Origin of the sequence: Amygdalobacter indicium (assembly GCF_029101545.1) — a bacterium.
GTDB classification, from domain to species: Bacteria; Bacillota; Clostridia; order Saccharofermentanales; family Fastidiosipilaceae; genus Amygdalobacter; species Amygdalobacter indicium.
The window spans coordinates 163741-176294 of record NZ_CP118866.1; the positions used below are offsets into that span (position 1 = coordinate 163741).

Consider the following 12554-nt stretch of genomic DNA (forward strand, 5'->3'; position numbering starts at 1 on the left):
ATTCTTAAATAAACTGTCAATTTGATAGTGGGAACAAAAAGTAGCAGTCCCGTTTCACTTTTAATATGGGGCTTAGTTTTTTGTACCCAGTTTAAGAATGCTTTTATCATGTAATTTTATATGCCCGAAAACATATAAGTGTTTTGGGGCTATTGGAGTTATTTACCCAGTGATAGGAGTATTTATCACTGGGTATTTTTATGCCCTTTTTTGGGTGTTGATAGGAGGAAAATCACATGAAAATAATTAACTTAGGCATTCTGGCTCACGTTGACGCAGGAAAGACAACATTAACGGAGAGTTTATTGTATACCAGTGGTGCAATTGCAGAACCAGGGAGCGTAGATAAAGGCACAACAAGGACAGATACAATGAATTTGGAGCGTCAAAGGGGAATCACTATCCAGACAGCAGTGACATCTTTTCAGTGGGAGGATGTAAAAGTCAACATTATAGATACGCCAGGCCATATGGATTTTTTGGCGGAAGTATACCGTTCTTTATCCGTATTAGACGGAGCAGTATTATTAGTTTCTGCAAAGGATGGCATACAGGCACAGACCCGTATACTGTTTCATGCACTACAGACAATGAAGATTCCGACAATTTTTTTCATCAATAAAATTGACCAAGAGGGGATTGATTTGCCAATGGTATATCAAGAAATGAAAGCAAAGCTTTCTTCGGAAATTATAGTGAAGCAAAAGGTTGGGCAGCATCCCCATATAAATGTAACGGACAATGACGATATGGAACAGTGGGATGCGGTAATTATGGGAAACGATGAACTATTAGAGAAATATATGTCAGGGAAACCGTTTAAAATGTCAGAACTGGAACAGGAAGAAAACAGGAGATTCCAAAACGGAACGTTATTTCCCGTTTATCACGGAAGTGCTAAAAACAATCTGGGGATTCGGCAGCTTATAGAAGTGATTGCCAGTAAGTTTTATTCATCAACGCCTGAAGGTCAATCTGAACTATGCGGGCAGGTTTTTAAGATTGAATATTCAGAGAAAAGGCGGCGTTTTGTTTATGTGCGTATATATAGCGGAACATTGCATTTGAGGGATGTTATTAAAATATCTGAAAAAGAGAAAATAAAAATCACAGAGATGTGTGTTCCGACAAACGGTGAATTATATTCATCCGATACAGCCTGCTCTGGTGATATTGTAATTTTACCAAATGATGTTTTGCAGCTAAACAGTATTTTGGGGAACGAAATGCTGTTGCCGCAGAGAAAATTTATTGAAAATCCTCTCCCTATGCTCCAAACAACGATTGCAGTAAAGAAATCTGAACAGCGGGAAATATTGCTTGGGGCACTTACAGAAATTTCAGATGGCGACCCTCTTTTAAAATATTATGTGGATACTACAACGCATGAGATTATACTTTCTTTTTTGGGGAATGTGCAGATGGAAGTCATTTGTGCCATCCTTGAGGAAAAATATCATGTGGAGGCAGAAATAAAAGAGCCTACTGTTATATATATGGAAAGACCGCTTAGAAAAGCAGAATATACCATCCACATAGAAGTCCCGCCAAATCCTTTCTGGGCTTCTGTCGGGTTGTCCATAGAGCCGCTCCCTATTGGAAGCGGAGTGCAGTATGAAAGCAGAGTTTCACTTGGATATTTAAATCAATCGTTCCAAAATGCGGTTATGGAGGGGGTTCTTTATGGCTGCGAGCAGGGGCTGTATGGATGGAAAGTGACAGACTGTAAAATCTGTTTTGAATATGGATTGTATTATAGTCCTGTAAGTACCCCCGCAGACTTTCGGCTGCTTTCCCCTATCGTATTGGAGCAGGCTTTAAAAAAAGCAGGGACAGAACTATTAGAGCCATATCTCCACTTTGAAATTTATGCACCGCAGGAATATCTCTCACGGGCGTATCATGATGCTCCAAGGTATTGTGCAGATATTGTAAGTACTCAGATAAAGAATGACGAGGTCATTCTGAAAGGAGAAATCCCTGCTAGATGTATTCAAGAATACAGGAACGATTTAACTTGTTTCACAAATGGGCAGGGAGTCTGCTTGACAGAGTTAAAAGGATACCAGCCAGCTATTGGTAAATTTATTTGCCAACCCCGCCGCCCGAATAGCCGTATAGATAAGGTTCGGCATATGTTCCACAAGTTAGCTTAACAGCTTGCAAAAGTCATATAAAATGAGATTTGAAAGGATTAGAGACTAATTATGATGAAATGCGAATGGATATTGTGTCCTGTTTGTGGGAGCAAAACCCGTAATAAAATTAGGAAGGACACTGTTTTGGAGAATTATCCCCTTTATTGTCCAAAATGCAGACAAGAAAGATTGATTAAAGTTGACAACTTGAAGATAACTGTCATCAAAGAGCCAGACGCTTAAGACGCAGAGCCGATGAAATTGTGGAACAATTCACGAATCATCGGCTCTTTTTGTTTCGTATTTGAAAGAACAAACTCACCAAATAAAAAAAACGATATTCGGGTGGGTTATTTTGTTATACCCTAAATTACCCTCTGAATTTGTTTTTAAATTTGGAGGGATTTTTTTATGTTCTTTTTTCGGGCGGTTATTCATCTGCTCATACGAAGTAAAATTTATCAATACATAGCATATCAGAGAATGGCAGGAAACCAGTTAAAAAAATTTCTGCCAGTGCAGCGGTACTTCTCACCTTGAAAGTGGAAGTACAATCTCCATACAACAGAATTTGTATTTCCTATAACCGTAAAGGTCACAGAGCCTTTGCGGTTTTTCTTTTGTCGATTTTTGTTGGAAAGTGCCGTAGGGCTGTTTCTGATATGCGGTGTCGTTCTCCGCCTCTCCATCTGGATTTTTTACATTTCAAAAATTCAGATGGGAGGTATTTATGGTGAAATATGCACCAAGAAAGGTATATATCAGAGAAAGTGGCGGCTATGTGGAATTATCCTACACGGAGTTCTGCCGTTGCAGGGAATCCGACCAGACCTATATGGACAAGCTGTTTATCCCCATTCAAGGCTGTCTGCTTGAAGTCGTGAGGGAGCAATACACAGACTTCTACCGTGACAAGGAACGGTGGCGTTATCTGCAAAAATTAGATACAAAGAATAGACTGCTATCTCTCGACGGATTTACGGACAGCGAGGGGAATCCTCTGGACTTTATCACTGATGAAGCGGTGGACATTGCAGAAACCGTTGTCAATGCGGTCATGGTGGACAGGCTGAAAGCCGCCCTGCCTTTGCTGTCGGATAGTGAACAGGAGCTGATACAGGCAATCTTTTTTGACGGACTTTCCGAGCGTGAAGTCGGGGCGAGGTTGGGCATAACCCAGAGCGTTGTAAACAAACGCAAAGCCAGAATCCTAATAAAACTAAGAAAGATAATAGAAAATTAAAATTTAAGGCGTTCAGCCCCCTTGTTTTTTCCTTTGGGAAGATGAGGGGGCTTTTCTCTGCCCTCTCAATCAATTCTGATTGGAGGAAGTAAGAATGGCATACAACCACGGACGGGAGGACAGGAAATGGCGTATCTGGAAAGAAGCGGAGGAAAAGCTGCTGCGTGAGTGCGGCGTTGATGAAGCGACCATTGAGCAGATACGCATGGCGGACAGGGCAGACTTCAATTCCAACAGGCGGTTTTACCGATGGACGAATGACGTTGCGGAATATCTTGAGGACATGGCAGGCAGGGAGCGGCAGGCGGAAGTGGGTACGGTTGCGGAGTTACTGGAAGAGATTGAGAGCGAAAATCTCTATCAAGTATTAGTCACGGTGGACGGGCGTACCTTGAAAATCGTCCTGCTGAAAATGCAGGGGTATTCCACAAAGGAGATTGCCCCGCTTGTGCATTTGACGACTGGTGCCATCTATGCGAGGTTAGACCATCTGCGGAAGAAGCTGCGGAAAATTTTATAGCTTCTAAAACAGCCTGCCATCCTGCGGGCTACTGGGTGAGGGATGGAAATCCCCTCACTCATTTTTTGCAGGAGGACAACAGGATGGCATACAGGGTTAAGGCATACACGCTTCGGGAGGAATCCACGGAAAGCGGCACAAGGTATTTTATCAGCTTTAAGGACGGGCAGGGCAAATCCCACGAGTTGGAAGTGTCGGAACAGTTCTTTATGGAGTTTCGGCAGATGGAGCGCAGGAACAGGAATCTTTTCTAATGGGACGAGCGGCACAGGGAGTTTAACGAGGTATGGGACGAAACCCTTTACAGACGGGCGTTGCGTGTGCCTAAGAGCCTTGATGAACGCATGGTTGAGGAAGAACGGAATGAAACGCTCTATAAGGCGGTTGGGAGCCTTCCAGAGATACAAAGGCGGCGTTTCCTGCTCTACTACGAGTATGAGTTCAATTTTTACCAAATCGCCGCTATGGAGCATTGCACCGCTTCGGCAATACAGAAATCTGTTGCGATTGCAAAGGAGAAAGTAAAGGCGGAAATTGAAGAAATATCTCCAACCGTGACCGACACCGCCCGAAAAAGAAATCTGTTTTTTATTTGTGTGGGATTGGCGGCATTACATACTCTCACTTTTTTCCGTGGGAGTAAATCTATTTTTAAGGAGGTCAACGCCTATGTGCAACGAAAACAAAGACACCGCCCGAAAGGAGGAAAGCCATGCAGAAGTTACAGACAGTCAACGCCGAAACGCTCCTTTATGAACCGCTTGAGAAACCATCCTTTGTGGTGGACAGCCTTATCCCGACAGGCTTATCGCTGTTCTGCGGCTCACAGAAGATAGGCAAAAGCTGGCTCATGCTGAAGCTATGCTTATGCGTGTCGCAGGGAATCCCTTTATGGGATATGCCGACAATGGAGGGCGATGTGCTTTACCTCTGCCTTGAGGACACGTTCTGCCGCATACAGGACAGGCTGTTCCGTTTGACGGACGAAGCGAGCGGGCGGCTTCATTTTGCCGTGGCAAGCTGCAAGCTGTCAGACGGTCTTATCGTGCAGCTTGAGGATTATCTGAAAGACTATCCAGACAGCAGGCTCATTGTCATTGATACCTTGCAGAAAGTCCGTACAGCTTCAAAAGACAACGCCTATGCAAGCGACTATGGGGACATCTCCCTAATCAAAGATTTTGCCGACAGGCACTCTCTGGCGGTCATTGTCGTACACCACATCCGAAAGCAGAATGACAGCGATGTGTTCAACAAGGTGTCTGGGACGACAGGCTTAACGGGGAGTGCGGACGCTACCTTTGTTCTGGAAAAGGAGAAACGGGCATCTGACACCGCCAAGCTGTATGTAACGGGCAGGGACACGCCCTATCAGGAATACACGCTCCGTTTCCGTGATTGCAGTTGGGAACTTGTGGAGAGGAAAACGCAGGAGCAGCTTGCGAAAGAAACGATACCAGATGTCCTTTTTCGGTTGGTGGATTTTATGAGGGATAAGGAAGAATGGGCAGGCACGGCAACGGAGCTGTTAGCCGCTATGGGGGAAACGGAAACCATACCCACGGTGATTACGAAATGGCTGAATGAATATCACACCATACATTAATGTCAGCATACCCTTTAATGTAAAGGTCATGGCAGCAGTGCCGCAATTTGGCACTACTAGTGGCACTAGTGCCAACGCAAATGAACTTGATCCATTCTTAACAGATACGCAACAGGCCGTTTTATTGGAACTCGTCAAAAGACCGAAAGCAACCTACAATGGGTTGGCTACCGAGATTGGCGTTTCTAGAAGAACAGTGTCTCGTGCGATTGCTGCTTTAGTCGACATGGAATACATTGAGCGAGTAGGCAATAACATATCTGGATTTTGGAAAATTATACGATGAGTTAAAATAGTTTTTGAGATAACATTGTCACGATTTAGAGGGCGTTTGTGATGATTCCCGGAAATTCGACCAGTTTCCGAGTACGAGTCTAAGCCTTGAACAATTTCCCCGTACGAGGCTAGGCTTCGAGGGAGGTGCAGACATTAATCCGGTCATCTCAATCCACGTTGAGAGCGTTGTATTGATGTCAAAGGCTGATTAGGTGGGTGCATTTTTGCCCTTATGTAGCAGGGGTTTGCGAGGGCTATCGTTAAAAGGTTTAATGCATGGCGGCTTTAGGCTGGCTTGGCGTGGCTTTTGAGCGCAGTTTGGCTGTTTGAGGGAAGATATCAACGCTCTGGGGTCGAGTGCACAGGATGTTAACGTTAAAAGGTGCACACACTTTGCACCTAACTGGTGAAGTGGGGAAATACAGCTCGAAAGGTAAAACAAAAGGTAGGCTTTGCAGGTCAAGTAGACTTTGACAAGGTCTAAAAATGCTCTCAAATGTAAGTCTGTAGTGGAGTTTTTAGCGCAGAGTTGAGCATTCCCTCATCACGAATACCTAACGAGCCACCACTTGTTTCAATCAGAGCTTGATGAAGTCTAACTACTTGATCTTGAGTTAGATACTTCATTTAGCTAATTCCTCGTAGACTTTTTTGTTCTTTTTGATGAACATATTCGATAAAGCCATGACCTCATCATCAGCCGGAGCAGAAACCTCTTCGGCTTTAGGGAACTCTAAAATCACATAGCGCGGAGAGTTGTTTTTTAGTATTACAGCTGAGCCGTATTTATCGACAAGACGAGCAACCTTTGAGAAGTTTTGATTGGCTTCAGAAATTGAAATCAGCGTATCTGTATTTACATTCATAACGATAGCCTCCTTTTAAGAAGATTATACCCTATATTTTAGGATGAATCAATCCTAAGTATTTCAAATCTACGTCATAACTATTAACTCAGAAAAGATGTGACAGGTGTCAATCGGAACTCATGGTTTGCCGATTGAGGCTGTATAAATGCAACAGTCTTAGGTTGAGCATTAGACGGCAACGCTAGCAAAAAATGCTCGCAAAAAATACTTGACCATGACGTTGCGTAATACTTTATTCTAGTGATAAGGAAGGAGGTGAGATAGTGAAAACAGTGAATGAAGTCAGCAAGATAGCAGGAATTAGTATTCGTACTCTTCAGTATTACGACAAAATCGGTGTGTTAAAACCGTCCGCTTATTCGGAGTCAGGATATAGGTTGTATGGTGATGAGGATCTAAAGGTACTACAATCCATTTTGCTGTTTAAAGCTTTGGAATTTCCGCTCAAAGAAATTAAAGAAATAATAACCAGTGAGCATTTCGACAAAGATTTAGCGCTGGAACAACAAATCAAATTATTAATCCTGAAAAAAGAGCATTTGGAAAATTTAATTCTTTTTGCAAAGGGATTAAAAGCATTAGGAGGTAACTATATGAACTTTACAGCATTTGACACAAGCAAAATTGATGAGTATGCCAAACAGGCAAAAGAGTATTGGGGAGATACACCGGAATTCAAGGAATTTGAAGCTCAAGGACAAAGGAGAAACAGCGAGGAAACAAAAATGCTCCATCACCAACTCATGCTGATTTTTGCAGAATTTGGCAAGGTAAAATCACAACCCAGCGATTCAGTTGAAGTTCAGGCTTTGGTAAAGAAACTGCAGGACTTTATTACAGCTAATTTCTATAAGTGTTCGAATGAGATTTTATCCGGACTTGGCAAGATGTATGCTTCCGGTGGTGATTTTACGAAAAATATAGATGCGTTTGCAGGCGAAGGGACATCCGTATTTGTCAACAAGGCAATCGAATATTATTGCAAGTAAGTTTTATAATCGAATTATTGATTAAAAACACCTAATTAACTAATGTAATGCTCCCAAAAGTTGGACCAAAAATCTAACTTTTGGGGATCATTACAAAAAGGTGCTTTAATTTTCTACCAGAATAAAAAATTGTTTTGTAGAAAATAGATTCTCAAACTTTTTAATGATAGCCCCCTCCTATCGTTAAAAAGTGCACCCAATATCCATAGTGTGCACTCAAAAAAGTGTAGCTATACTAGGAGTTCTCTCAATCCACGTTGAGAGCGTTGTATCGATGTCAAAGGCTGATTAGGTGGGTGCATTTTTGCCCTTGTGTAGCAGGGGTTTGCGAGGGCTATCGTTAAAAGGTTTAATGCGAAGCAGCTTTAAGCTGGGTTCTTGCGGTTTTTGAGCGCAGTTTGGCTGTATGAGGGAAGATGTCGACGCTCTGGGGTCGAGCGCACAGGATGTTAACGTTAAAAAGTGCACACACTTTGCACCCACACTGTTAAGTGTGAAAATATAGTTCAAAAGGTAAAATGAGACCTGATTATTAGTATGTGCACGAGGAGTTGCTTAAGTAATGGATAATAAGAAGTTTATCGCAGAGACGAAAAAGGATTAATTAGAGTCTAATAGAACTTTAGATATGTATGCAGAGGGTATAAAAGAAATTTTGAGCTCTTTTTATTATAATATTTATTAGTAATACTACATTGGAAAGTAAATATCCGGACTGAAGTTAAATCAGTTGGCACAAAATCCGATTATATATTTGTATCCACTGGAGAAAGATAAAATTCATATTTAATGAAATTGACAATCAGGCCTTATGGAGGTTTTTATGGCTGAGATTTGGGATGCGTATGATAAAGAATTTAATAAATTAAAGAATATTACATTAGTGAGAGGAGAACCAATTCCTGACGGCATGTATCATTTGGTGGGCGAAGTAATTGTTAAACATATAGATGGGACTTACCTTATTATGCAAAGAGATTTTGAAAAGAAATTCGGTGGAATGTGGGAGTTGACAGCAGGTGGTTCTGCATTGCAATATGAAACGCCATTAGAATGTGCAGTAAGAGAATTAAAAGAAGAAACAGGTATTGAAGCTTCAAAAATTATGGAGATCGGAAGATTTGTGCAGGATGTTTACCACTCTCTTTATGTTGAATATCTATGCGTAACCGATTGTAAGAAAAATGCAATTGCTCTTCAAAAAGGAGAAACGGTTAATTATAAGTGGGTAGATAAAAAGAGCCTTTTGGAAATGAGCCAAGACGAGTTAGTATCATCAAGGGCAATCAAACTTATTAAAACAGTAGATATATAAATTCAACTTTGGCTGTTTGAGGGAAGATATCAACGCTCTAGGGTCGAGTGCACAGGATGTTAACGTTAAAAAGTGCACCCACTTTGCACCCAGCTTTGTGAAATAAGTAAGACGATAGTTAAGTTGCTTGAGGTACTAAGTTATATATGAGTACATGGTATAATAGTGACAATTATTTTCGGAGGTATCAAAAGATGGTAATTAATAAATCCTGTTCTAACTAATGTAGAGAGGTTAAATCCTCTCGGTATTTTCAAGGAGGATTTATGATACGTATTGATGATTTAACAAAAGTTGTAGGTGCAAGAACTTTATTTGCGATTGATCATCTATCTATTGGTGCTTGTGATAAGGTTGGTTTAATTGGTGATAACGGCACAGGCAAAACCACCTTTTTACGCATACTTTCAAGTCTTGATACTGACTACGCGGGGCGAGTTCAAATGAACGACGAGATTAGTTATTTGCTCAACAATTCAGAAGATGAACTCGGTTTTATATATCAGCGTCGTTTTCAGCAGAATTGTAGTAGTCCAGGCGAGCAGCAAAGATTGAAACTGGAGCACCTTTTAGTTGATAATAAAGCATTTTTGCTTATTGACGAGCCTACATCACATTTAGACATTAAGCAAAGAAAGCTATTAGCTAAACGGCTCTATTCTCGCAATAAGGGTTTTATTCTTGTCTCCCATGATCGAGATTTTATTAATCAAACCTGTACGAAAATTTTCGAATTGGTCAATGGGAAAATTGAGGTTTATAGCGGTGATTATTCGTTTTATCTATGCGAAAGAGAAAAGAGGTATAAGTGTGCTGAGCGGGAATATGAGAGTTATGTAAAAGAAAAGAAGCGTCTTTTACAGGTTGCAAATGCAATAAAACAGCAGTCAGCAAAAGTAAAAACCACACCCCAAAGGATGGGTAACTCAGAAGCTAGGCTGCATAAAATGGGCGGGCAACAAAATAAGAAGAAGCTCGACAAACAGGTAAAAGCCACTTTAGAAAGAGTAAATCAACTAGAGGTGAAGAGTAAGCCATATCAAAATGCAGCCATCAAGCTCAATATGGACGAGCGAGAAAAAATTCATTCCAAGGTACTCATCAGGGCAGAAAATCTCAATAAGAGCTTTGATAGCAAGGTGATTTTTAAGAATGTCAATTTTGCGATAGACAATACAAATAAAGTTGCCTTATTAGGTGACAACGGTTCAGGGAAAACCACTTTGCTCAACATGATTCTTAACGGTGAAACGTGGACACATCCGAATTTACGAATTGGTTACTATAGTCAGCTAGGAGAAACACTCGACTATACAAAAACGATTCTGGACAACGTATTACCTTATTCAATCTATGACCAGTCAATGACGAGAATCATCTTGGCTCGTCTAGGTTTCAAAACAAATGATGTGTTCAAGCAAGTGAATGTGCTTAGTGATGGTGAAAAAGCCAAGGTGAAATTGGCGAAGCTTCTAACAGGTAACTTTAATTATTTGGTGATGGATGAGCCAACTAACTTTTTAGATATTCGTGCCATAGAAGCCTTAGAAGAGCTGCTTCAAGGCTACGACAGACCCTTGCTTTTCGTGACGCATGATGTGTCCTTTATCAACAATGTAGCGGATTCTTTGTTACTTATCGAGAATGAAAAGATTACTGGTTTTGAAGGTAATTTGCAGCAATATAATGAGGAAAATGAGGTTTAGACTAATTATCATAATGAGAATATTTGCTGTTATTCGCCGGCATTGCACAAATGAGAAGTTTAGTGCCCAGGAATACATAGATGTCAATTACAATTATCTTGGTGATTGGGATGGTGCAATAGAACGCTTTGAAGAAGGCTTAGAGGCTATTAGAAAGCTTAAAGCTTGTGGCACGAGAATTATTTTTGAGGCAGATAAGATTGATACGGAAACTGTCGATGATGAACTTTTAATCAGTGTGGTTCAAGCGTGCTGTCAGGCTGAAAATGACTGGCGAAGTGAAAATATACGCTTTGGCTTAAAACATAGAACAGAAGATGGCACATCAGGTCTTTATAGTAGGGCTTGTTATGGTTATAATAAAGATAGGCAGGGCATGCTGGTTATTGATGAAGAACAGGCAAAGGTAGTAAGAGCTATTTTTGACTTGTATCTTGAAGGCTTAAGTATTGTTGGTATTATTGAAAGACTAAAAAGTAAGGGCATTAAGTCTCCTAAAGGGAAAGACAGCTGGAGTAAACGGGCTGTTGAGAGCACTTTGACTAGGCGTAAATATACAGGTGATGTGGCAATTGCGGGTTCAGGAGTATCTGAGAATTGTTATTTGAATAAGAACCATCATGAAGGGATAATTTCAAAAGGGCAGTTTGAAGCAGTTTAACTAGAAATGGAACTTCGTAGTAATGTTGAAATTGGAGAAGACGGAACGGTGCGTAGAAAGAGTAAGAAATATAGTTCGAAAAATAGAAATAGAACTTGATATAATATGAAAACAGAGCATATATAGACATAGCAAAACAAAGGAGGAAGATTATATATTCTGTATATTAAATCTGATAGCTTTGATGATATTGAGTCTTTTGGAAATAAAAAAGATCATAGTATGTTTGTTCCTATAATCGATAATAATATTTATGCCGATTGCGAAAGAGGTGGAGTTATAGAAAAAATTAAATCTCTTTGCAATTTTATCGTTAGGTCAGCACCAGCAAGGATTACCTTCAAGGAAGTCTATGAACTTTACACCAAATGTACAGAGGAAGTTGAAAAATTAAGGAAGCATTTAAAGCCAGATGATAATAGTCTAATTGAAAATAATAGGCTTAAAACAATAGAAATGTTATAAGACATGAAAAAACAATGGATTTTGCATAAATCTGTAATTTTTTCAAATAGTCTAAAAATCTTATGTGAAGGTGTAGTCTTGATTAAGAGGATAGAAATGATGAGAATAGTTTAATAACTGACTATGCGATATCTGTCAGAGAAAAAACAATGCGTCAACAGAGCTCCTCTAAAATTTTCCAGTTTATATTCAAGGAGGTTAGCTATAATAATGAATTTTTTCAAAAATATTTTTCGTAAAAAGAATCAATTGAAAGATAGCATAGAAAACAATAAAAATAAGGGGATGGAGTTGATTGATTTAGTATTCTCTCTATACGATTATAGGATAAATAGAGAAAATTTAATCAATCCTAAACTTTTTAAAAATATTAGAGTTAAAGGGAAAAGCATTGAACATAAAATAGATATATACATTGAATTTGTTCAGATGAATAATTTAGAAAAAACGGTTATAAAAATAATAGATAACAAAATTGTAAAAGCTGAAGATGTATGGCAGTTCGATAACCTCTTAAAAGATTTAGGTTACTTTCCTAAAGGTGTTTTGTATTATAACGATAAAATAGATGAAGAAGCATTGAATATTGCTAATGATAAACAAATTCAAACCATATTTTTTGATATTATGAAAGAAACAAGAATAAATGTTTCAAAATCTATTGATGAAGTTTTACCTGATGAAAATGTTATTGGTGATCCTTTTTGGACTTTAATGCAAATTGATGAACGAACAAAAAAAATACGGGAAATTATTTTATTATAGA

At 39.7% G+C, this 12554-nt stretch carries 13 protein-coding genes and 1 pseudogene; 13 read left to right on the forward strand and 1 reads right to left on the reverse strand.

The features are described 5' to 3' along the window. The first annotated feature begins 236 nt into the window (after positions 1-236). From tet(O) to PYS60_RS00610, 7 genes and pseudogenes are all read left to right on the forward strand, one after another. Complete coding sequence (tet(O), locus tag PYS60_RS00580) at positions 237-2156, forward strand: tetracycline resistance ribosomal protection protein Tet(O) (RefSeq protein ID WP_315569903.1); 1920 nt, start codon at positions 237-239, stop codon at positions 2154-2156. 51 nt (positions 2157-2207) lie between these two features. Further along, positions 2208-2397 (forward strand): annotated as a pseudogene (locus PYS60_RS00585) (cysteine-rich KTR domain-containing protein). A 471-nt stretch (positions 2398-2868) separates the two neighbouring features. Continuing rightward, positions 2869-3381 (forward strand): sigma-70 family RNA polymerase sigma factor, encoded by a 513-nt coding sequence (locus PYS60_RS00590; RefSeq protein WP_000241709.1) that lies wholly within the window; start codon positions 2869-2871, stop codon positions 3379-3381. 94 nt (positions 3382-3475) lie between these two features. Further along, positions 3476-3901 carry an RNA polymerase sigma factor gene (locus PYS60_RS00595; protein ID WP_000323895.1) on the forward strand — a complete coding sequence of 142 codons (426 nt, stop codon included), beginning with the start codon at positions 3476-3478 and terminating at the stop codon, positions 3899-3901. Positions 3902-3984: 83 nt separating this feature from the next. After that, complete coding sequence (locus PYS60_RS06620; protein WP_000331638.1) at positions 3985-4155, forward strand: hypothetical protein; 171 nt, start codon at positions 3985-3987, stop codon at positions 4153-4155. Between the two features lie 458 nt (positions 4156-4613). After that, positions 4614-5507: an AAA family ATPase gene (locus PYS60_RS00605; protein ID WP_449224106.1), complete on the forward strand. Its 894-nt coding sequence runs from the start codon at positions 4614-4616 to the stop codon at positions 5505-5507. Between the two features lie 28 nt (positions 5508-5535). Beyond that, positions 5536-5793, forward strand: coding sequence for a winged helix-turn-helix transcriptional regulator (locus tag PYS60_RS00610; RefSeq protein ID WP_315569905.1), 258 nt, complete (start codon positions 5536-5538; stop codon positions 5791-5793). A 613-nt stretch (positions 5794-6406) separates the two neighbouring features. Here the strand turns inward: PYS60_RS00610 and PYS60_RS00615 are convergent. Further along, positions 6407-6649 carry a type II toxin-antitoxin system Phd/YefM family antitoxin gene (locus tag PYS60_RS00615; protein WP_315569907.1) on the reverse strand — a complete coding sequence of 81 codons (243 nt, stop codon included), beginning with the start codon at positions 6647-6649 and terminating at the stop codon, positions 6407-6409. Positions 6650-6915: 266 nt separating this feature from the next. Here PYS60_RS00615 and PYS60_RS00620 point away from each other — a divergent pair, with 266 nt between their 5' ends. From PYS60_RS00620 to PYS60_RS00645, 6 genes are all read left to right on the forward strand, one after another. Then, positions 6916-7641: a MerR family transcriptional regulator gene (locus PYS60_RS00620; protein WP_315569909.1), complete on the forward strand. Its 726-nt coding sequence runs from the start codon at positions 6916-6918 to the stop codon at positions 7639-7641. A gap of 823 nt (positions 7642-8464) precedes the next feature. After that, entirely contained in the window at positions 8465-8956 is a 492-nt protein-coding gene (locus PYS60_RS00625; RefSeq protein WP_004136327.1) for an NUDIX hydrolase, read from the forward strand. A gap of 266 nt (positions 8957-9222) precedes the next feature. Continuing rightward, positions 9223-10662: a ribosomal protection-like ABC-F family protein gene (gene abc-f, locus PYS60_RS00630; RefSeq protein WP_315569912.1), complete on the forward strand. Its 1440-nt coding sequence runs from the start codon at positions 9223-9225 to the stop codon at positions 10660-10662. After that, positions 10643-11323, forward strand: a complete 681-nt coding sequence (locus PYS60_RS00635) for a recombinase family protein (protein WP_315569914.1) — start codon at positions 10643-10645, stop codon at positions 11321-11323. The genes abc-f and PYS60_RS00635 overlap by 20 nt, the downstream gene beginning before the upstream one ends. 222 nt (positions 11324-11545) lie before the next feature. Continuing rightward, complete coding sequence (locus PYS60_RS00640) at positions 11546-11788, forward strand: hypothetical protein (protein WP_315569916.1); 243 nt, start codon at positions 11546-11548, stop codon at positions 11786-11788. Positions 11789-11998: 210 nt separating this feature from the next. Then, complete coding sequence (locus PYS60_RS00645; RefSeq protein ID WP_315569918.1) at positions 11999-12553, forward strand: hypothetical protein; 555 nt, start codon at positions 11999-12001, stop codon at positions 12551-12553. Position 12554: the final 1 nt, after the last annotated feature.